This is a genomic window from Pseudomonadota bacterium, from assembly GCA_018823135.1.
In the GTDB taxonomy this organism is placed as follows: domain Bacteria; phylum Desulfobacterota; class Desulfobulbia; order Desulfobulbales; family CALZHT01; genus JAHJJF01.
Genome location: JAHJJF010000146.1, coordinates 22,147 through 44,480, shown reverse-complemented (window position 1 = coordinate 44,480; position 22,334 = coordinate 22,147). Strand labels below are relative to the sequence as shown.

The following is a 22,334-nucleotide window of genomic DNA, read 5'->3' as shown; positions in this document are numbered from 1 at the left end:
CATTAAATGATAAATGATAATGACCTGCAGTAAACAAATCAGTCCTTGAGCAAATCTCGACCTGGGCAGGCGCCCAAAGACTTCGAAAATCTAAATGCTGTTGAAACAGGGTCTAATCAGGAACATGATGTACAACGACTTTGTTTCTCCCCTGGGCCTTTGCTTCATACATGGCCTGGTCCGCCAGGATAAGCAACTCTTCGGGGTCCATCTCTCCTCCCGGGGTACACGTTGCAATGCCTATACATACGGTCATCCGCCAGGTAGCGTTTCCTTCTTTGAAGACATGTTCCTCAACGCTTTTTCTGATTTTTTCGGCAACGTTCACAGCCCCTTGAAGATCCGTGTTAGGAAGAACAAGTTCAAATTCTTCACCGCCGTAGCGGCCCATGATATCAGTTTCACGAATAACCTTTAAGGTAACTCCAACAAATTCACGCAGGACGAAATCACCGAAAGAATGCCCGAATGTGTCATTGACCTTTTTGAAAAAATCAAGGTCGAGAAGCAATAAATGCAGCCCATGTTTATACCGTTGGGCAGATGATATTTCATGGGCAAGAAGTTCTCTGAAATGCCGGTGATTATAGAGGCCGGTCAAGCCGTCCCTGATCGCAAGTTCGTGCAAGGCCTTATTCTGTTCTTCGATGATCTTTTTTGATTTTTCAAGTTCTTTGACGGTCTGCAGCAAAGCCTGGGTGGTCTTTTCGACTTCTTTCTTGTGCCGGTCAAGTTCAAGAAACACCTTGACTTTACTTTTCAGCACATGAGAATCGAGTGGCTTGAACATATAATCAACCGCACCGATTTCATATCCTTTAAAAATGTATTTCTGTTCCTTGCTGATCGCAGTGACAAAAATTATCGGCACATTCCGCGAGCGCTCGATGCCTCTCATCAGTTCCGCAGTTTCAAATCCATCCATGTCAGGCATTTGAACATCAAGAAGGATGAGGGAAAAATCATGTTCAAAAACCAGGCCAAGAGCCTCATTCCCGGAAGTAGCCTCGATGATATGAACATTCTCTTCTTCAAGAATCCCTTTTAACACCATGAGATTAACTGGTCGGTCATCGACAATCAGAATATTTTGTTTCTCTGTTTGCTCCATTTGTTATCTCACAGCTGGCGGGAAATCGTTGACATATTCAGCCTGGAAATGTCAGGCTGGATCATATGAAAAATCATCATACATTTATTCTCTGTGCAAATAAATTCTGCACTCCGCTAATCGAACCGTTATATATTGATATTACTGTACTTCCTGCAACAAATCCCACTTTTTTTTATGATTTACCGGGTGTCACAACAATTTAAGCCGAATAGTTGATGAACAGTCTTGTAAAACGAGTCCAGATGTATGTTTTTGTGGTATTTATCATATGATTTCCTGATTACAGCTTGTGTCGAGTCATCGCATAGATTTTTCAGATAGCCCAGGCTTCAAAACTGTCATCCTTCGGGAAAAACAACCCATCCGTAAAGCCTGCAATGTAAGGCGTAAAATTTGTTTATGCCCGGTAGCTCTGGGTGCAGAATCAAAGTATTACAGCGAAGCGGTCATCAGGTGCCTTACGCTTTGTCTCTGAGGTGCTTCGACTTGTGAAATTTCCGGGTTAGAGTTCTTCATTGAGAAAACCAGGGACTGCCGGATTTATTTTACCCTGTAATGAGGATTTTCAGCCAAAGCACAGGCCACAGTCCGGACAGACATCCTGTGAAGTTGAAAAAACATTACCGCAGGCAGGACAGACAGCATCATCGCTTTCCGGATTAAAAACCCTGTCCGCATGAGCTGTGTCATGATCTGCGAGGAAGGTTAAACGCCTGAATTCATCTTCCATGATTCCTGCTGCGGCATATGCATCTTCCTGTCTGACACTCAAGAAGTGCATCGAAGGACAGCAGCCTTTTCCGCAGGAATTCTCGTCACCGGTGATCAAGGAGGCAATCCTCTGTTTTTCCAGGAGTTGCTGAATATTTTTCAGTTCCTTGAGCGGCGCTCTTTGAACGATCACCAGCTCATCACCTTCCTTAAATACTCCGGCGCGGTCATTGATCTCCTGCATTTCTTCCTTTTCTCTTGCCAGCATCAACCCGCCACTTACTAGCTCAATATCACAGGCGGCACAACGGGAAGCCTGCGGCATATATTCATCCCGGCATTTGGGGCAATAATTGTATTCTTCAGAAAACATGTATTTATCCTTAAAATGCATATTATAAAATAAAACGGCTCAGATCCTCGTCACCGGCTATACTGGCAAGCTGGTCTCTGACATACTCGGCAGTAACAACATAATTCTTTTCTTCAAGTTCCGGCGCGGTAAAGGAAAGTTCTTCAAGCACTCTTTCCATGACCGTGTGAAGTCGACGCGCACCGATGTTTTCTGTCTTGCTGTTTACTTCTGCGGCAATACGCGCCATTTCCCGAATGGCTTCATCATCAAAAGCCAGATCGATACCTTCCGTGGCCATCAAGGCGGTATATTGTCGGATCAGCGCGTTTTGCGGTTCGGTGAGAATTCTGTAAAATTCTTCCTCACCCAGCGCATTGAGTTCAACCCGGAGAGGAAACCTGCCCTGCAACTCGGGAATCAGATCGGAAGGTTTTGCAAAATGAAATGCGCCGCTTGCAATAAAGAGAATATGGTCGGTTTTTACTGCCCCATATTTGGTATTGACCGTTGAACCCTCAACAATCGGCAACAGGTCTCGCTGGACACCTTCCCGGGAAATATCGGCGCCTCGAGCCGAATCATGACGGGAAGCAATTTTATCTATCTCGTCAAGAAAAATGATTCCGGTCTGCTCGGTCCGCTGAATGGCAATCTTGGTTACCTGTTCCATGTCAATGAGCTTTTCAATTTCTTCTTTTAAGAGAAACTCCCTTGCGTCACAGACTTTCACTTTACGTCGCTGGGTTTTTCTCGGAAACATTTTCCCAAAGGCATCCTTGAGGCCGGAGCCCATATCATCCATGCCGGTATTTGAAAAAATTTCTACAATCGGCATATTCTGTGCCTGATCCACTTCCACTTCAACAAGACGGTCATCCAGTTTCCCTTGTTTGAGCATGGCACGGAATTTTTCCCTGGTGCTGTCTGCGGCGGATGAAAGTTCCTTGTCCTCTGGAGGGTTTGGCTCAACCGTTGAATAATTTGATTGGCCGAACCCCATGGAGGGGCTTGGTGGAACCAGCAGATCAAGAATTCTCTCCTCGGTGAGTTCCTTTGCCTTTTCTTCGCATCTTGCCCTTTCCTCTTCCTTGACGATATTCACGGCAAGCTGGGTCAGATCACGAATCATCGATTCCACGTCGCGTCCCACATACCCTACTTCGGTAAATTTCGACGCTTCAATTTTCAGAAACGGCGATTGAGCGAGATTGGCAAGCCTTCGGGCGATTTCGGTTTTACCAACACCGGTGGGGCCGATCATGATGATATTTTTCGGGGCGATTTCATCCCGCAATGGCGGTTCAACCTGCTGCCTTCGCCATCTGTTCCGCAACGCCACGGCAACGAACCGCTTGGCATTATCCTGACCTATAATATATTTATCCAACTCTTTAACTGTATCTCTTGGTATCATTGCATCCATGTTATTTCACTTTAAATAATTTATGATTATCATTAATTTTCAGCCGTTCTTTTCATCATTCGCGGCTTCGCTGGAATGACTCAGTCGTAACTGATCACTCCAATATATGTATTATAATTGACCCGGCAGATGCCTACGAGAATCATCACGATATTGACAGCTTTTGTCCGAATCAAAAAACGATTCCGACTGGTATCAAGTCGATGGCTTGACAAAGTAACAGGCCCCTTTAATGCCAGCGAACTCATCCAGGTATTGACAGCTTTTCAAGGACAATGTTCTGATTTGTGTAAATACAGATTGATCCGGCAATCTCCATTGCGGTACGGGCAATAGTTTCCGCATCCAGGTCCGTATGTTTGACCAGAGCCTTGGCCGCTGCCTGGGCATAGGGTCCACCGGATCCGATTGCCAGTATTCCGTCGTCAGGTTCTATCACATCCCCTGTGCCGCTCAAAAGCAGGGAACTGTTTTTATCAACCGCCACCAGGAGCGCTTCCAGACGTCGCAATACTTTATCCGTACGCCAGTCTTTTGCCAGTTCCACAGCGGATCGCAGGAGATTACCGTTATAGTGTTCCAGTTTTTGTTCAAGCCTGTCAAACAGGGTAAAGGCGTCTGCGGTTGCCCCTGCAAAACCGGTAATCACCCGTCCTTCATAAAGGGTTCTCACCTTTCTTGCTTCATGCTTCATAACCGTGGCACCCATGGTAACCTGACCGTCACCGGCAACCACAACCTGGTCCTTGAGCCGCACGGAAATGATTGTTGTTGATCGTATTTTCACAGCATTCCCCCATTAAAACAAATTATCATCCTATTGATATTCCGGTTATTCCTTTTTCCGGGACATCGGATGAGCCTTATCATAGACTTCCTTCAGGTAATCCATGTTGAGATGCGTATATTTCTGTGTTGTTGAAAGGCTTGCATGTCCGAGAAGTTCCTGAACCGATCGAAGGTCAGCGCCCATCTCAAGAAGATGGGTAGCAAAAGAATGCCTCAGGGAATGCGGCGTAACCCGGGCGGCAATTCCGGCCCTTTGCGCATACATTTTAACCAGTCGTTCAATGCTCCTGACCGTCAGTCTGCCGCCACGGGCATTAAGAAAAAAGGCTTTTGCATCAGACCGTTCCCCTTGTTTAAGCCCCTCGGCAATGAGTTTCTCACGCAACGGCTGGTAGGCATGCAATGCATCCATGGCCGGATTACCCATGGGGACAATCCTTTCTTTCTTCCCCTTGCCAATGACCCTTACAATCCCTTCTTCAAAATTAAAATTATCGAGTTCAAGGGAGACAATCTCAGCGACCCGCATTCCGGTGGAGTAAAGTAATTCAAGTATAGCCATGTCCCGCAGACAGAATATATCTCTTTCTCCCGGGGCATCCAGCAGGGAAAACACTTCGTCAACCGTCATAAAAACAGGTATGTATTTCCCCTGCTTGGGCATGGAAATACCGGCAAGCGGGTCGGCATCAACAGTACCATCACGCAACAGGAACCTGAAAAATGTCCTGAGAGCTGAAAGCTTCCGGGCCACTGACGAACTCTTATTCTTGCCGCTCAGGGAATAGACATATGCACGAATGGCCCGGGAATCAATCTTTTCGATATGATCTTTTTCTTTTGTCTGAAGGGCAAATTCCCGGATATCTCGCAGATAGCTTGAAAGCGTATTTGCTGAATACCCTTTTTCTGTTTCAATCCAGGTTCCGAAACGGTCGATAAGCTCTGAGATCGGTTCTTTCATTATGACATCTTCCTGGAATCAAAGAATTTGAGCGGCTGCAGAAAAACGCTTACTGAACAAAAGACAAGCAGTACTTTTTCATACAGCAAATTAGTGACCAGCGTGGGGAAAAGAAAATATTCCATTTTTACAAATAATCTTGTCATCATCCAACCACTAAAATGTAACCTGCTGAAAAAACTCACAAAACAACAAAGTAATACAAATTCAACTATTTGAATATATTTACCACACCAAGGATTTTTTTTAAAGAGATTGCCCTATAGGATTTGATCATTTAATATTATGAATTGGCAATAAACACGCTGGCGCTTAACACCCTGCAATCTTTGTTCGCACATCTTTTTGTTATTTACACTTAATGCTGGTAATTCTTTCCCGGATGGGAGGATGGGTCATGGCAAAAAAAACCTTTGAAACCGCACTGGAACAACTTGAGCTCATTACAGAAAAACTTGAACATGGGAACCTGTCTCTCGACGAATCCCTTAAAATATTTGATGAGGGTGTAAAACTTACTGAATTCTGCAATCAAAAATTAAATGAAGCCCAGGGGAAAATAAGTATCCATATAAAAAAAGGTGCTGAATCCACTTTGATACCATTTGAGTCCGAAAAAAACGACGATCCCTGAATCAACTCGCTTTTCCTGGTGATACAAATCGGATAAACCTCTCCGCAACCGGTAACCCTTAAAATTCCAGGTCATGATCCTTTCCAAAAAATATGATACGCTGCTCAGGTTAAGTAAAAAATCCCAAATCATGACCACGGATACTGTCTTATGAATTTTAAAGAAACATATGATCAAAAACGCACGGATGTGGAGCACGCGCTCGAGAAATTAATGCTTCGACCCGATGGCAGACTTGCAGACCATATCAAGGCCATGCGCTACAGCCTTTTTGCCGGCGGTAAAAGAGTGCGGCCGGTTTTATGCATTGCCGCATCCCAAACAATTGATCCTGCCATCGAACCTGTAATGACGGTTGCCTGCGCTTTTGAATGTATCCATACCTATTCTTTAATCCATGACGATCTGCCGGCCATGGATAACGATGACCTTAGGCGCGGCAAGCCCACAAACCACAAAGTATTCGGTGAAGCCGAGGCAATACTTGCCGGAGACGGTCTGCTGACGTATGCCTTTGAATTATTATCCGACCCCCATGTCTCTAGCCGGATTTTCCCAGAAAACCAGCTCCGCCTCATACGGATAATTGCTCAAGCCGCCGGTTCATTAGGAATGGTCGGTGGACAGGCAATTGATATGGATTCTGAAGGCAAGGAGATATCCTTTGATACACTTCAGTATATCCATAGTCGCAAGACCGGGGCATTGATCACCGCTTCAGTCCAGGCGGGGGCAATCTGCGCCAATGCCTCAAAAGATCAATTTGCAGCGCTTACCTGTTATGGCGAAAAAATCGGCCTGGCCTTTCAAATTGTCGATGATCTGTTAAATGTCGAAGGCACTACTGAACAACTGGGAAAAAGCGCGGGATCTGATGCAGAACTTGAAAAAGCCACCTATCCGGCCTATTTCGGAGTCGAGACAAGCCGCAGCAAAGCCCATGAAGCCATCTCTGCGGCAAAAGATATACTGGATATTTTTGGAGGGAACGCTGTCTTTTTACGTGAACTTGCGGATTACATTCTGACTCGAAAAAAATAAATGATGTAGACTTTTTGCAAAATCCTCTATAGTGGGCGGGCATTAATCAGACAAACTAATTAATATATCGATTTTTAAACGAACAATTCAAACTATTTTTAGATATTCATGTCATTATCAACACCTATACTGGACAGTATCGAGTCCCCAAAAGATCTGCGCATGCTCCGAGAGTCGGACCTTCCAGCCCTTGCTGCTGAAATCCGCAGGACCATCGTGCAAACCGTTGCCGAAACCGGCGGGCATCTTGCACCCTGTCTCGGTGTTGTTGAGCTTACCCTTGCCATTCACTATGTATTCAATACTCCGGACGACAAACTCATCTGGGATGTGGGTCATCAGGCATATGCCCATAAACTGATTACCGGCAGAAGGGATCAGTTTCACACCTTGCGACAATATAAAGGCATCAGTGGTTTTCCAAAACGTGAAGAAAGCCCCTATGACGCTTTTGATACAGGCCACAGCAGCACGTCGATTTCCGCGAGCCTCGGCATATCCCTGGCAAAATCTCTCAAAGGCGACACAAGCAGAGCCATTGCGGTGATCGGCGATGGATCGATGACCGGCGGCATGGCCTTTGAAGCGTTGAATCAGGCCGGTCATCTCGATAAAAACCTCATTGTTATTCTCAATGACAATGAAATGTCAATTTCACCCAATGTCGGCGCACTTTCAAGTTTCTTGAGCAGAAAACTCACTGGAAAATCCATGGTCCGTTTCAAAAGAGACATGGAACATTTCCTGAAATCCTTCGCAAATGTCGGCGAAAATATCCTGCAGGTACTCAAAAAGAGTGAAGAAAGCCTCAAAGGATTTTTCACTCCGGGAATGCTTTTCGAATCCCTGAAATTCGAATATGTCGGCCCCATACCGGGGCATCAGATCGAGGCACTTCTTGAAACCCTTAAAAACATAAAAAACTTCAGCCATGGTCCTGTCCTCGTCCATGTCATTACAACAAAAGGCAAAGGATATCCTCCGGCTGAATTGAATCCCGGCGATTATCACGGAGTCGCCCCCTTTGACATTGAGACCGGTACTCCGCTTCCCACCCCCCCCATGCCTGTTTCCTACACCCGCACCTTTGGTGACGCTCTGGTGCACATTGCAGAAAAGGACCCGAGAATCACTGCGATATCAGCAGCGATGACTAAAGGGACCGGTCTTTCACAATTCTCAAAACGTTTTCCCGACCGTTTTTTTGATGTGGGTATCGCCGAACAACATGCCGTGACTTTTGCCGCAGGGCTGGCAACGGAAGGCATGTTACCGGTGGTTGCAATTTATTCAACCTTCCTGCAGCGGTCATTAGACCAGATCATCCATGACGTCTGCCTGCCGAATCTCCCGGTGACCTTTGTCATAGACCGCGGCGGTCTGGTCGGTGACGACGGCCCCACCCACCACGGGGTGTTCGATCTGACCTTTCTGAGATTCATCCCGAACCTGGTCCTCATGGCCCCCAAGGATGAAAACGAATTGCAACACATGCTCTTCACCGCAATATTCTGTCCGGGACCTGCTGCAATCAGATATCCCCGAGGGAGTGGCGAAGGGGTGAAACTCTCCGCTGAACTCAAAAAAATCCCCATCGGCAAAGGCGAATTGCTCCGCAAAGGAAATGATGTCCTGCTTCTTCCCGTAGGAAACCGGGTTTATCCGGCCATGGAAGCGGCTGAAGGACTAAAAAAGATCGGCATAGATGCTGCAGTGATCAACCCACGGTTTATCAATCCCATTGATGGAGATCTTATCTCAAAGTGGGCTCTTAAAACCGGAAAGGTTATTACCATCGAAGAAAACACCCGCAAAGGCGGATTCGGCAGCGCCGTATTGGAACTTTTTGCACGGCGGGAAATTCTGAATATCAGGGTAAAAACCCTTGGGATTCCTGACCGGTTTGTAGAACACGGCAGCCAGGAAATACTGAGACACAATTGTAAGATTGACACTCCGGCAATTATAAACGCTGCCATCGAGATTGTGGAAAAAAAATCCTGAAACCATCTGACCCGGATATTTCACGAGTTGAGTGATTTCGATTAACTAACTTTTAGATTATCCGGCACAATTTTGTTGTTTTACAAACATGACATTTTTTTCGATTATTTCGCTCTGTTATCACATAAACAATTCCATCGAATGTCATGAACTATTCAAGCCGGCTATATACCGTTTTCATGATATCAAAACTGCCTGATTCATAACACTGGTATTCCTGGCAGGATAACCGCGTAGGGTATAGAAATCGAAACAAGACAGTCAATTCTCAAGCTCATAATCAGCCGCCGAATGCTCGTCGCGCTGATTATGGGTTTTGCCTGCGGACTTCCTCTGCTTTTGACAAAATCCGTACTCCAGGCATGGATGACGGAAAAAGGCGTTGATCTCACTGTAATCGGCTTGTTCGCCCTCGTCGGTTTGCCCTATTCGATTAAATTCCTGTGGTCTCCCCTGCTTGATCATATCCGCCTGCCTTTTCTAGGACGCAGAAGAGGCTGGCTCCTGATCTTTCAGGTCCTGCTTACTCTTTCCATCGCATGGCTTGGTTTTACGGACCCTGGGAAAAATACATTGTTCGTTGCCATTGCAGCTTTCCTGGTCACTTTATTCAGTGCTTCTCAGGATATCGTGGTTGATGCCTACAGAAGAGAGGATCTCAATGACCCGGAACTCGGGCTTGGTTCTTCATTGTATGTAAACGGTTATCGGCTTGGCATGCTCCTCGCCTCAGGTGGCGGGCTTATCCTCGCGGACCACATTCCTTACACCCTGGTTTATCTCATAATGGCAGCATGCATGTTGCCAGGAATCATCACAACCATCCTGACACCGGAACCTGAATTGACCGGCTCCCCTACGACGTTCATCAAGGCTGTTTATGAACCATTTGTTGAATATTTCAGCCGCAGGGGTGCGATATGGATTCTTGCCTTCATTCTCCTTTACAAAATTGGAGATACGATGGCCAGTGAAATGACCATACCCTTTTATCTTAATCTGGGATTCACCAAGACTGAAATCGGCGCTGTGGTGAAACTCTTTGGATTCTGGGCAACAATAGCCGGGGGACTCCTGGGTGGAGTAATCATGCTCAGGATAGGGATAAATCGATCCCTCTGGTATTTTGGTATACTTCAGGCTGTTTCAACTGCGGGCTTCGTAGTCCTTGCCCGGGCCGGACATAACATAACGGCCTTGACCGGAGTCATCTCGTTTGAAAATCTAAGCAGCGGAATGGGGACTGCGGCTTATGTGGCTTTTATGGCAAGTATCACCAACAAAAAATTCACGGCGACCCAGTATGCTCTTTTAAGCAGCCTTATGGCCGTCCCACGTGTATTTGTCTCTTCCATAACAGGTATACTCGCCAAACACCTGGGATGGACATTATTCTTTATCGCCTGTGTACTGATTGCAATTCCGGGTTTATTAATTCTCCGGCAATTATCTTCCAGGAAATTAGAAAATCAAGTTTAAAAAAAACAACCCCTTTCCCTGATTATTCCGGTTTTTCCGCAGCCGGCCCTTGAGAGTCTTTTGAACTTTGATTAAACTCTTTCATTTCACTTGCGGAACGATTGTCCAGAGCTTTTAAGACATCCTGGCTGATGTCTGTAGAAGGTGCGGCATAGATTAATTCATTTCCTGCAAGAAGCCCCGGGGCTGAATTATTCAATACAATGGTGAAGCCTTTTTGTATTGCAACTTCCCGCGTCACATCATTAATATCTTTCAGCACAGGTTCAATGATATTCTTTTCAAGTTTCTTCATCTCACGTTGAGAAACCATCTGAAACTGCTGGCCTCGGGCCATCAATTCCCTTTCCTTTTCGATCCTTGTGGCTTCACTCCAGACCGAGCTTTTCTTTTGAATATCACTTTCCATCTGCATAAGCTGTTCCTGCTCAGGACGGAGTGCCTCCTTGAGTTCTTCAAGTTTGGTGGTCATAAATTGTTGCGACGCCATTCCAAGCTTTGATTCGTTCATTATAATTTTCAAATCTATTGTGGCGATGGAAAGAGAATTCTCCTGGGCTAAGGCGGAAACTGCATTGCAGACAAACAACACAGTAAAAAAGGCTAATACGGTATTCAAAATATTTCTCTTCATTGATCTTCTCCTGATTTGTAATAATTGATTATAATCAATCAACAAAAAAAAACCGGAATAGGTCCAAATCTGGATCACTATCCCGGTTTTAATAAATACTATCCGAATTACTTGATTATTACAAAATCATCACGTCGATTCTGTGACCATGCAAGCTCGTCATGGCCATAGTTTAACGGTTTCTCTTCTCCATAGCTGATCGTACCAAGCAGATTTTCATCAACTCCGAGATTGACAAGGTATTTCTTGGAGCTGTTTGCGCGACGCATCCCCAGGGCCATATTGTATTCATTTGTCCCCCGTTCGTCACAATTGCCCTCTATGCGAATGGATTTATGGGATTCTTTAATGAATGCAGCGTTATTTTCAATCCGCACTTTCTGGTCTTCTCGTATATTGAAACGGTCAAAATCGAAGTAAACAGGAAGCATTGGTCCTGAAGAACGACCCTCAAGTATTGTATCTGCCTGGTTCATTTCAGAAGAACTGGCATCCAGAGACTCTTCCTGGCCTGCAGCAATATCCCCTTCAGACATTAATGACTCGGTGGATGTTGCGGTGCTCGCGGCTGTCGAAGGAGTATCAACAGGCTGTACTGTGACTGCTGGGGAATGGGACGAAGTCCCTGCATCAACCTTTTGCTGAGCACAGCCGCCAAGATAGAACGAGAGTGATACCAATAATACAGCCCCTACTAACAGTCTAATTACTTCTTTCTTCATTGTAATCATCCTCCTCTATTGTATATAGAATATTATTTTGCGTACTGAAATTACGGTGTTTTTTCTGTATGAAGTAAATCGGATACAGTTAGATTTTTTTCTTACCTTATAAGAAAATTGTGGGTTGCAGATTAGATAGACTACCTTAAAGAAAACATTTTGGAAATTCAATGTTTTTTTAAACAATAATAAAAAGTAAAAAAATTTGGGTGGATGCGCTTCAAGTAGAACATTTATTCCCCGCCCCAAAAAACTGACTGCACGTTTAATAATAATTTCCAGCTTTACCGGCAAGGAATAGAAACACTTGCGTAAACACAACTAAAATGAATAATATCATTTTTTGCATGAATTACGATGTGCAAAAAAACATCACCGTGATGTTAATGATTAAGTATTCGAGCACCAGAAATTGCAAACGTTTTCATACCTAGACTGAAATATATCTTTAGCAATTTGACAAATGCCCTGACATTTATGATTAAATAAAACAACATTGCTCGTGCAATCTTGAAATAGCATACAATCAATATCAACACCTAAAGACAAACACACAACCAAAAAAGATCCAAGTTCATGAAAAAAAAGAATCCACCGCTAATCGATAAAGACAAAGCCCTGCGCAACATGCTTTCCACTGACAAATTTGGAGAGTATTTCGGCGTATCGCAAGAAATCCTGGACAAGGTCTGGAAGGATCTCACCTCTCCTGACAGAAACTCCACCACCTATATCTCAATGGAAATCGGTGCAGACATTGATGTCTTTAATCCTGTGCGAAGAAGACTTCTGTCAATCGACACAACCGACAGCACGGATTCCAAGCTTGACTATTTTACCAAGCGGTTTTTATATGGCCCGGAGAAAATACCCAACTACAGCGGCGGGCTTGGGGTACTTGCCGGTGACACCCTGAAGAGTTTTGCTGATTGCAAAATTCCTGTTGCTGCGATCTCCCTGCTTTACAAAAAAGGCTATTTCTCCCAATTGGTCGATTCAAAAATCGGCCAGATTGTCTGGTCCCCTGAATGGCATCCGGAAATCACGCCATCCCTTTATCTGCTGAAGGATCCCAAAAACCCGGGCAAACCCCTGGAAATTGCGGTGCCTTTCTTCGACAGGAAAGACCGTAAAATCATGACCTATGCCAAATTATGGCTCAAGATGGAAATAAACGACAATCTGGATTTTTTCGTGCCGCAGATCCTTCTCGATTACAGCACAGAATCCTCACCAGACTGGATTCAGGAAGCGGCAGAACATCTGTATGACAGCACTTCCGAGAAAATAAAAGCCATCCAACGACGCTTATTGGGCGCAGGGATTATCCCGGCAATGAACATTCTCGGGATAACCTCAAAGACAATCCACCTCAACGAGCAGCACGGTGTGGTGGTGGTGCTGCATCTCATTGCTGAACAACTTCATAAAAAATATGGTGACGATTATCAGCTGCAATCATCCAATAAAGATATAACGGATGCGGCTGGCGAAGTTGCAAAACAGATCGTCTACACCATTCATACCCCGGTCAAAGCCGGCCATGATCGTTTCACCAAGAGTGTTTACAAGGAATTGGGCCATTCCTTCTGCCAGAGGGTGCTTCTCCTGCTCGCAGAAGACAAAGACTTCCCGGAAAGTTATAACTTCACCTCTCTGGCCATGACCGTCAATCGGGCGACCAACAGCGTCAGCAGATTGCACAAAGAGGTAACGAAAAAGCAATTTTCGCAATTCGCCGACAAAATAACCGCGATCACCAACGGGGTCCATCATTTGACCTGGATCAGCGATGCCAAGGCGGAATTATATGATGGATTTGCTGAACTTGACGACTGGCGCCAGGATCCCAGCGCATTTACCAATGCCCAGCTACTGCTCGACAACAAAAAATTCATAACATATTTTGAAGGGGCAATGGCCAAGGATAATGAAACCCTGATCAAATACGTCAATGAAATGCTGGTTCGGCACCGGAACCAGATGCAGGAAACCTGGATTGACCCGCCGAACTTTCTTTCCCATCTTGATGAAATCGAAAGTTCTCTTAAACCAGGGGTTTTCACCATCGGTTTTGCCAGGCGTTTTTCAACCTATAAAAGGGCCGACCTGATTTTTGAAGATATCGATGCCCTTGCAGAGATTATCTGCAAAGATTCAACTGCAGTGAATTTCATATTTGCCGGCAAGGCACATCCTTCCGACGAACCAGGAAAATACCTGATAAAAATGATTCTTGATTGTCAGAAAGAATTGTTTACGAAAACCAACGGCCTTGCAAAGCTTGTGTTTATTCCCGGGTATGACATGCAGATCGCAAAGATGATGGTCGCAGGAGTACATGCCTGGCTGAACAGTCCTAAAAGACCATTGGAAGCCAGTGGCACCAGCGGCATGAAGGCGGCGATGAATGGCATCCCCAATATCAGCATCATGGACGGCTGGTGGGAAGAAGGCTACCAGAACGGTAAAACCGGCTGGAAATTCGGCTATGAATCAGCCCTTGACGAAACGGCCCTGAGCGAAAGCCAGGATTCATTATTCTATGAGGAGGATTCCATTTCCTTTTATAAACTGTTTCCGAAAATCCTCCAGGCCTTCTATGACGACAACCATCGTCATAAATATATAAATAAATGTGTTATGAACCTGGTATTGAACGCCACGAAATTCAACACCCATAGAATGACTGCCGAATATGTATCACGATATAACCTTAATCTGCCACCTGCCACCGAAAAAATACTTAAAAAATTCAGAGGGTTGCACAAAAGCGACAAATGAAACCCGGATTCATTCCGCCTCAAATGGACGGGCAATGTATATCACTTTAATCTCTTAAGCGGTTTTTTCGTGGAAGTCTGCCAGGATCCAAGTTCACTGAACCGTTCCTTCTTTTTCGGCTGCGCTCCGCCGCCGAGCATTTGGATCATTTCTTCCACGGCCGCCTTCATTGACATGGCCTGAGCATTCAACTCTTCTGTGGCGGAGGCGGATTCTTCCGCTGCGGCGGCATTCTGTTGCGTGACGCTGTCTATTTCCGAAACAGAGGTATTTATTTCACCGACACCCTGGGATTGCTCATGAGATCCTTTAGCGATCTCATCCACCAAGGTATCTATTTTCTGAGAAATCTCATTGATGGTTTGAAATGCAACGGACGCTTCATTCACCAGCTTCGTTCCGGTTGTAACGCGGGCAACGGTATTTTCAATAAGATTCGAGGTATCCTTGGCGGATTGTGCGGCTCTCATTGCAAGGTTTCGCACCTCATCCGCCACAACGGCAAAGCCGGCTCCGGCTTCCCCTGCCCTTGCCGCTTCAACCGCTGCATTCAAGGCAAGCAGATTCGTCTGAAAAGCAATTTCATCGATGGTTTTGACAATTTTTTGGGTTTCATCGCTTGCCACCGAAATTTCCTTCATGGAATCGGTCAATTTCGACATGGATTGATTGGCGGTGGTATTTACCTGACTTGCTTCTTTCATCAAGCCGCTGGCAATTCCGGCATTTTCTTCATTGCGCTTCGACATTGCCGCGAGTTCTTCAAGGGCGGATGATGACTCCTCAAGAGAGGCGGCCTGTTCCGAAGCTCCTGTTGCCAGGGACTGACTCGCTTCTGATATATGCCCGGCAACCGCCGCGACTTCATCGGCTCCCGTTGAAATCCTGCCGGTCAATTGCTGAAGCATATCAACAATGCTCCTTGACATGAAAAAGGCAAACAAAAAACCAACCACCACAGCGATAAATCCGAAAATCATAACATTTTTCTTGGTAGAAGAAGCCGCCTCAAGCATGACGGTATCTGTCATTATCTTGCTCCTTGCTTCCGTGCGAATTTCATGAAGCATGGCCTGAACTGCTTTTAAGGCGGGGATGGTCTGCGCGGCATAGATATTTTTTGCCTTATTATAGCCTTGAAGTTCATGTTGCGCTTCGGTTTGCAGTTCCTTGAGGCTAAGGAGGGTTTGCTCAAGATATGGCAGTGTTTTGTCTCTGAACAGATTTACTGCAGCGATTTTATTATTAGAAAGCAGGTTGTCCAATTGTTCTGCTGTGCCGTGCATCAGACGATGCGATTCCTTCATCGCATCAAAAATTCTCCTGAAATCGGCATCTGCCTTATTATAAGTCGCAAGGGCCTTTTCAGACGCCATCCATTTGCCCATATTACATAGGGCTGGATCAGTCTGTACATTTGTGAGTTTATCCGCCTGGTTGATTATCGCATCGCGAATACGCCCGGCCCATTTCAGATGACCGGTCTCTATTTCAAGGAGAATGACCGGCAAATCCAAGTCGGCAGGTAAAAAGGCATCGCTGATTGCAATGGCTGATTCGTGGAGATGCAAATGAGGCGCTTCAATATTCTTAAAAAGAGGGGCAAGGCTTGGAACCAGTTTTTCCGCTTCCTTCCGGTCCTGGCCATAAATAAATTTCCCAAAAGCACATTTGTGATCATCGGTCTGCACCTCTAACTTTGTAACCGAATCATCGGCAATCAACTCTTCTACCTTGGATGCCCAGTTGAGGTGGTCGACCTCTTTCTGAGCAAGATTCGCATCCAGAGCATTTCCGTCAATTACCTGAGCGGCATTGCCGACGATACCGCTGACTCCGGTAAAGCTTAAAACCACGACAACGATAAGGAACAAAATGACGATTCCGAAACCAAGGATGATTCTTTTGTTAATTGTCAAATTTTCAATAAATGGTATGCCAATTTTCATCGTTCTGTCCCCCCCCTGAAAATTACTTCTTTTCTTGGATAACGTACAAAAAATTATTTCCGCTTATCTTACCAAGTAATATAACACTTTCAAAGCATAATATAAGCAAAACATAATTAACCACCAGATGGAGTTTCTCGAGTAATCACGGGTAATTAACAAAATCATTCTAGCAAGGTTATAAAAGAATTGCTACAGTGTTAAATGATATTTTATTATTAACAAATAGAGGTAAAACAGAGGCCAATCATGTGGAGTTCAAAAGACATTTATTACATATCCGACAGCACCGGCATTCTTGCTACAGGAATTGGCCAGGCACTGATTTGTCAATTCCCGGAAATAAATTTCCGGGAAGAAAAATTTCCTTTTATTCTGAACAAACAGGACGCCCAAAAAACCCTGCAATATATCCTCAAAGAATCCGGCGGCACCCGGCCACTCATCTTCAGTACCTTGATGGACCCGGAAATCAGAAACATCTTTGATGCTCCGGAAGTCGAACTCTTTGACGTCTTTGCACTCTTTCTTGACAGACTGGAAAACTGCCTGGAAGCAAGGGCCCTTCGTCTGCCAGGATATTCAAGGCATATTGATAATCTGACCATGGCAAAAAGGGTTGAGGCAATTGATTTCTGCCTGCATCATGATGACGGGACAAAAATAGGTGAGTTCGACGAGGCGGATGTAATCCTTTTAGGGGTATCCCGGGCGGGAAAGACACCGGTCAGTGTTTATCTGGCCACCCAGATGGGCTTGAAAGCTGCAAATTTCCCTCTGACTCCAGAATATCTCAACCTATATACCTTGCCCCAGGAAATGCACCTCAACATCAGACGCGCCGTCGGCCTGACCACTACTCCGGAATTACTGAAAAACGTCAGGGAAAAACGCTACCCGGACAGCAACTATGCAAAACTTGCAACCTGCACTAAAGAAATCCACCAGGCGGAACGAATTTTCCAACAGCATCAAATACCGATCATCTCCACGGCAGGCAAATCCATTGAAGAAATTGCCACACAGGTTTCACAGGAACTCGGGTTATCAATGAAGCAAAAAAATCTCGGAAATATTTGATGGACTTGTATTCATGCCATGTGGGTAAAAAGTCAAAACCTGATAATTTTGTCAAAATCGGAAACTTAATTATCACCTAATGATTTCAATAAGTTGAATGAGGAATAGACATCGGTATCGGCCGAAAAAACAGCCGCCAATTATCAGACAGCAAGACGTTCTGACGATTGACAGACTCTCGTGCTTTTCAACGTCTCGTTACTCTCGCTTGCCTGCGAGACCGACAATATTTGACGACGGATCAATTTTTCCGTCATTCTAAAAAAGATCGTGAAACGCCTTTATATTTATGGGGGTTCCGGCAGACACCACCATTTTCCTTGTGGTATCTTCTATGGAACCGTTGACAATACGTCTTAATCTGTAGACTTCGCTGAAAAGTATCTCCGGAAGATCCGCGCCGAAACCACTGAAAAACTCCGAACATCGCCTGGTGTTGTCCAGAAGTCTTGCCGGCAGAAAAAGATGAAAAGGGTGTCGTTGCATTTCCGTTTCATGACAGGCAAGAGCCGCGCACATCCGGGCAACATTTTCAGGAGCAGCTTCCACAAGCAGATTGGGTTCATACAGGGGATGCCAGAATTCTGTTTCAACCACCAAGATCTGTTTCCCTGAAGCGGTATGTGCCATTAACGCATCTCGGACTAATTGATTGGTGGCAATATGGGTTTTATGCTTATCCTGATTGTGCGGAAAAATCACCAGCTCAGGCGCATATCCTTTGAGAATTTCCACAAGGGTTTGTCTTTTTTCTTCCCAGGGTGATCCGCCATGGTCTTCGTTCTTGAGGTTAAGCCGGTCAAATGCGTCCGGCTCAATAACCGGCACACATTCAAACCCCAGGACTTCACAGGCGCTTTTCTGTTCTTGTTGACGGATTTTCCTGCGCGCCGGATTGCTTCCATAGGTCATGGAAATATTTATGATTCGATGACCTCCTTCATGCATGAGACGTAAAGCAAGGGAACCGGTGAGGGTTTCATCATCCGGGTGTGGTGAAAAGATCAGGATATTCTTGGCCGTTTTCTGCGTGGCGGCGGCAATATTGCGGTTGCGGCCTTCTTTATGCTCCGGCCTGTTTCCTGATGCAGAACTACCAAGAATCGCCTCGGTATAAATTCTGACATAATTCGACCACTTTTGGATATCAGTCAAATGAGTCGGGGTCTCTTTCATTGTGGCTGCTAAACTCCGGCATCAATAATTTTTAAGGGCTCCGCCAGGCCAAGTTCCCGATGCGCCCCGGCAATATGACCCACCGTATTCCATTTTATGCCAAGTAGCCCAGCGCCATATGCATCAATTGCCACTGGATCAAAAGACGCTGCGAGAATATTATGAGGCGGGTCGCAGGGCGGACCCCAGAGATGAGCCTCCTGCATGCCGACGGTGGCATCGAGAATGGTAAAATCCGCACACCGGTATCGATTCAGATCAAGGACCGAATCCTGCACCCGGCTATGAAATGATGCTTTCTTCCAATGACCACCCTGCTGATAATGGGAAGGCGGAGCGAGTCCCATCATGTTTTTCATGGTAAGGGTCACATCGGCAAGGGTATGTACCTTAAGAACCGGAACCGAAAGGAGAAAGCTTTCAAAAACAATTTTCGGCAGATACATTTCCGGCCAGCGCCGGCACCCGGGTTTCTCCAGACGAACAAGCTCTGCATCATTTAAATCCAGGAGTTCAATGCCTTCCTTTTCTGCCAGTTGCCGATACCCGAGATAATCAAAGGCATGACTGGTCTCGTACTCTTTGGCGCCCGAACCCTCGGCAATGACTATTTCAATATGCGGCGTCCGGGCTTTAAGATAGGACACTATAGCTGCAACAAGGCTTACCGGGGTGGTTATCGGCGGGTCAAGGGCCTCGACCAGATTAGGCTTGACAAGAATTTTTCTGACATCTGCAAGTGCATCCGGAAACTTAGATGCATCCAGCAGAGGCGGCAGTGAGTCAGACCAACTGGAAAAAACAACCTGATAAACCATACCGCTGTTTTTTTCTCTGATCCCATCCATCGGCATGAAATTTCCCCGAAAATCTTCTAGAAAATCACTCCCAGATAAAAAAGCAATAACAGAACAATCAGCAGATTTATCCCGATAAAATTCCGGAAAGGAATAAGCCCCTCGAAATCCTCAAGGCAGAATCTCCAGAAAATATAACATCCGGCAAGGGCACCGTTGAGCATGAAAAAAGCGGAAAGAATCTGCACAGGAAAATCCGGGATCACAAAGGCGAGTTTCACAAAAATATCCAGGCCGATCTGGCGACCGATAGTTGGTATAAAATTGCCGATTCCATGGGCAAAATAACCCATTCGGTAAACAAGTTCTCCGGTGAATGCCAGAGGAATCATAATCGGCACCAGGGGTGAAAATTTACCGAACATCGGATCTTCGGTAATCCCGAAGAGATGGGTCCCAATCCTTATGATGCCCATGACCATCAGAAAACAGATCACCAGCAATAAGCTGAATGCAAGGGCATCAGGAAAACCGCTCAAGGATTCAACCTGGGCATAAATCGGCTTGCTTCGCAGGAATCTTGCCAGCTGCGAGCCGATAAGAAAAGGAACGATATACGAGCAGGTGATATATCTGCCTTTATTTCTGACCAGTTCAGAATAGGGATTCCGTATTAATAATTGCGGAGAATCCCGATCACAGGCGGGCAGACAGTGGCCGCAGACCAGGCAATGCAGATTATTCTGTACATTATATGCACCGAGATACACCGGACATCCGCGGTTACCATCAATGCCGCTTTTGCAGGCAAATGTTTCACACCCTCGGCATTTATTATGATCAGGACGGAATTCGGTTATTGACAGGGTTGCAGCAGCTCCGGTAATTCTTCCCAGCGGACAAAGATGACGGCACCATGCCTGCCCCGGAAAAAAAACGGCTAAAATCGCCGAGCCGGCGACAATTGACAAAACAAGATAAGATGTTTCTAGGGGAGATTTATCAAGGCCGGCAACAATCTCAGTCCAGATAATCAAGGCAAGCAGAAAAACGGATGTATAAACGCCATATTTCTTGAGAAACCTGGGCACCGGAAGATTCAGGGTCCAGCCTTTGCGCTGCAGAAAAACACCCAATCCCGGAAAAGGGCAGATACCACACCACATCCTTCCGAGAAAAAACCAGGAAAGGACGATTGAAGGCCAGAGCAGTCCCCAGGTGAGGAACACCGCGACATTTCGGCCCGGATCACGTGGCCCGAAAAGCCCTGAAACGACAACCAGAATAAAAAGGATATCACCTGCGGTTCTTAAATATGCATAATGATGCCTGGCAGCTAAAAAACGACGGGTTCCGGGAAAAACCCTGAATATATCAAGTCGCTCGCCTTCCTCCGATGATATCAGGCTTTTAAGTGCTTTAGTCCACCACGTCAAAGTGACAATATCCTTTATTTATTTTATCCGTTTCACTGGCTTTACAATTTAGATGTGTTGAGTCCGTTTAACTTGTCACTTGTCACTTGTTATCCCACCCTTTCGAGCGCTACCTTGACTTCTATTTTCTTTTCATCACGTAAGATACCAAGAATGATCTCATCGCCGACATGATAACGGTCAAGGGCATTTCGCAGGTCATCATATGTACTGATCTTCCTGCCACCAATCTCCTGAATGATATCCCCCAGAACTATCTCGCCACCGACTTTCCTGGTGCCTCTTATCCCGGATGCTTCCGCAGTACTTCCCGGCTGAACATTGATTACCAGGACACCGTCAATACCAAGACGTTTGATAATCCTGTCATCGGCTATTGTCGTCACCCCAATACCCGGACGAATGACCTGCCCGTATTTGATTATTTCCGGAACAACGCGATTAACAACATCCACGGGCACCGCAAATCCGATGCCGGCACTGCCGCCGGACGGACTGTAAATGGCGGTGTTCACACCGATTAATCTTCCGGCGCTGTCAAGCAGAGGTCCCCCTGAATTACCCGGATTAATCGCCGCATCAGTCTGGATTACCCCCTGGATCGTTCTGCCGGTTACCGCCTTGATCTCCCGACCCAGAGCACTGACTATGCCTGCGGTTATCGTCTGGTCCAGACCGAAGGGGTTGCCGATGGCAAAAACTTTCTGGCCGACCTGAAGATTATATGCTTCGCCAACCGGTATCGGCTTCAACTGATCGGCAGGGGCTGATATCTGCAACACGGCCAAATCCTTATCCGGCGATACCCCCACCAGCGTCCCCTTCCAGGTCGAATGATCCGCTAAAGTCACTTCAACCCTGTTTGCATCGCCGATAACATGATAATTAGTGACTATGCGGCCGTCTTTATCCCAGACAAACCCAGAACCGGTGCCCTGAGGTATTTCATAAACATTGAGACTGAACAGGCTGCGACGGTATTCAATACTTGTAATGTATACAACCGCTCCGGAAGTCGCCCGAAATATATCAATGGTGTTCTGTTCATCAAGGGCAAGGTCGCCGCGGGCGGTAACCGGTCTTGGCACCGCGTCAGGGTCAAGCCTTTTGTCGGGAGCGATAAAAAACCACCAGAACCCGGCAAGCACCAGGACAAGGACCAGCAGAGGCGGAATTTTTCTTTTTATTACAGGAGGTTGCCTATCGGCATGATAATTCATAAATTTACCAGCTCATTTTATT

At 45.8% G+C, this 22,334-nt stretch carries 18 protein-coding genes; 6 read left to right on the top strand and 12 right to left on the bottom strand.

Annotation, left to right across the window (positions count from 1 at the left end):
* Positions 1–112: 112 nt before the first annotated feature.
* The 5 genes from KKE17_15080 to KKE17_15060 form a co-directional block, all read right to left on the bottom strand.
* Positions 113–1,111: a diguanylate cyclase gene (locus KKE17_15080; GenBank protein MBU1711322.1), complete on the bottom strand. Its 999-nt coding sequence runs from the start codon at positions 1,109–1,111 to the stop codon at positions 113–115.
* A gap of 568 nt (positions 1,112–1,679) precedes the next feature.
* Positions 1,680–2,198, bottom strand: a complete 519-nt coding sequence (locus tag KKE17_15075; GenBank protein MBU1711321.1) for a hypothetical protein — start codon at positions 2,196–2,198, stop codon at positions 1,680–1,682.
* Between the two features lie 22 nt (positions 2,199–2,220).
* A complete protein-coding gene (gene hslU, locus KKE17_15070) occupies positions 2,221–3,603 on the bottom strand; it encodes an ATP-dependent protease ATPase subunit HslU (GenBank protein ID MBU1711320.1) in 1,383 nt (460 codons plus the stop codon).
* Positions 3,604–3,847: 244 nt separating this feature from the next.
* The gene (gene hslV / locus KKE17_15065; GenBank protein ID MBU1711319.1) at positions 3,848–4,390 is read right to left on the bottom strand and encodes an ATP-dependent protease subunit HslV; all 543 of its coding nucleotides are present in this window, start codon (positions 4,388–4,390) and stop codon (positions 3,848–3,850) included.
* A gap of 45 nt (positions 4,391–4,435) precedes the next feature.
* Positions 4,436–5,356: a tyrosine recombinase XerC gene (locus KKE17_15060; protein MBU1711318.1), complete on the bottom strand. Its 921-nt coding sequence runs from the start codon at positions 5,354–5,356 to the stop codon at positions 4,436–4,438.
* Positions 5,357–5,753: 397 nt separating this feature from the next.
* Between KKE17_15060 and xseB the strand changes: the two genes are divergently transcribed.
* From xseB to KKE17_15040, 4 genes are all read left to right on the top strand, one after another.
* On the top strand, positions 5,754–5,990 hold the full coding sequence (gene xseB / locus KKE17_15055) for an exodeoxyribonuclease VII small subunit (protein MBU1711317.1): 237 nt from the start codon (positions 5,754–5,756) through the stop codon (positions 5,988–5,990).
* A 150-nt stretch (positions 5,991–6,140) separates the two neighbouring features.
* Positions 6,141–7,031 carry a polyprenyl synthetase family protein gene (locus KKE17_15050; protein ID MBU1711316.1) on the top strand — a complete coding sequence of 297 codons (891 nt, stop codon included), beginning with the start codon at positions 6,141–6,143 and terminating at the stop codon, positions 7,029–7,031.
* Between the two features lie 108 nt (positions 7,032–7,139).
* On the top strand, positions 7,140–9,035 hold the full coding sequence (dxs, locus tag KKE17_15045) for a 1-deoxy-D-xylulose-5-phosphate synthase (GenBank protein ID MBU1711315.1): 1,896 nt from the start codon (positions 7,140–7,142) through the stop codon (positions 9,033–9,035).
* A 291-nt stretch (positions 9,036–9,326) separates the two neighbouring features.
* Positions 9,327–10,514 (top strand): AmpG family muropeptide MFS transporter, encoded by a 1,188-nt coding sequence (locus KKE17_15040; protein ID MBU1711314.1) that lies wholly within the window; start codon positions 9,327–9,329, stop codon positions 10,512–10,514.
* 22 nt (positions 10,515–10,536) lie between these two features.
* On the opposite strand, the gene KKE17_15035 is transcribed toward KKE17_15040, so the two are convergent.
* Positions 10,537–11,148, bottom strand: a complete 612-nt coding sequence (locus KKE17_15035; protein ID MBU1711313.1) for an OmpH family outer membrane protein — start codon at positions 11,146–11,148, stop codon at positions 10,537–10,539.
* Positions 11,149–11,255: 107 nt separating this feature from the next.
* Positions 11,256–11,870 carry an OmpA family protein gene (locus KKE17_15030; GenBank protein ID MBU1711312.1) on the bottom strand — a complete coding sequence of 205 codons (615 nt, stop codon included), beginning with the start codon at positions 11,868–11,870 and terminating at the stop codon, positions 11,256–11,258.
* Positions 11,871–12,446: 576 nt separating this feature from the next.
* On the opposite strand from KKE17_15030, the gene glgP reads away from it, so the two are divergent.
* Positions 12,447–14,654, top strand: a complete 2,208-nt coding sequence (gene glgP / locus KKE17_15025; protein ID MBU1711311.1) for an alpha-glucan family phosphorylase — start codon at positions 12,447–12,449, stop codon at positions 14,652–14,654.
* A gap of 41 nt (positions 14,655–14,695) precedes the next feature.
* On the opposite strand, the gene KKE17_15020 is transcribed toward glgP, so the two are convergent.
* Entirely contained in the window at positions 14,696–16,603 is a 1,908-nt protein-coding gene (locus KKE17_15020) for a CZB domain-containing protein (protein ID MBU1711310.1), read from the bottom strand.
* Positions 16,604–16,852: 249 nt separating this feature from the next.
* Between KKE17_15020 and ppsR the strand changes: the two genes are divergently transcribed.
* The gene (gene ppsR / locus KKE17_15015; protein ID MBU1711309.1) at positions 16,853–17,683 is read left to right on the top strand and encodes a pyruvate, phosphate dikinase/phosphoenolpyruvate synthase regulator; all 831 of its coding nucleotides are present in this window, start codon (positions 16,853–16,855) and stop codon (positions 17,681–17,683) included.
* A gap of 258 nt (positions 17,684–17,941) precedes the next feature.
* Here ppsR and KKE17_15010 read toward each other — a convergent pair whose 3' ends face one another.
* The 4 genes from KKE17_15010 to KKE17_14995 form a co-directional block, all read right to left on the bottom strand.
* Positions 17,942–18,859, bottom strand: a complete 918-nt coding sequence (locus KKE17_15010) for a PIG-L family deacetylase (GenBank protein MBU1711308.1) — start codon at positions 18,857–18,859, stop codon at positions 17,942–17,944.
* An 8-nt stretch (positions 18,860–18,867) separates the two neighbouring features.
* Positions 18,868–19,707 (bottom strand): DUF362 domain-containing protein, encoded by an 840-nt coding sequence (locus tag KKE17_15005; GenBank protein MBU1711307.1) that lies wholly within the window; start codon positions 19,705–19,707, stop codon positions 18,868–18,870.
* Between the two features lie 26 nt (positions 19,708–19,733).
* Positions 19,734–21,092 carry a 4Fe-4S binding protein gene (locus tag KKE17_15000; protein ID MBU1711306.1) on the bottom strand — a complete coding sequence of 453 codons (1,359 nt, stop codon included), beginning with the start codon at positions 21,090–21,092 and terminating at the stop codon, positions 19,734–19,736.
* A gap of 89 nt (positions 21,093–21,181) precedes the next feature.
* Complete coding sequence (locus KKE17_14995) at positions 21,182–22,312, bottom strand: trypsin-like peptidase domain-containing protein (GenBank protein ID MBU1711305.1); 1,131 nt, start codon at positions 22,310–22,312, stop codon at positions 21,182–21,184.
* Between the last annotated feature and the right edge of the window lie 22 nt (positions 22,313–22,334).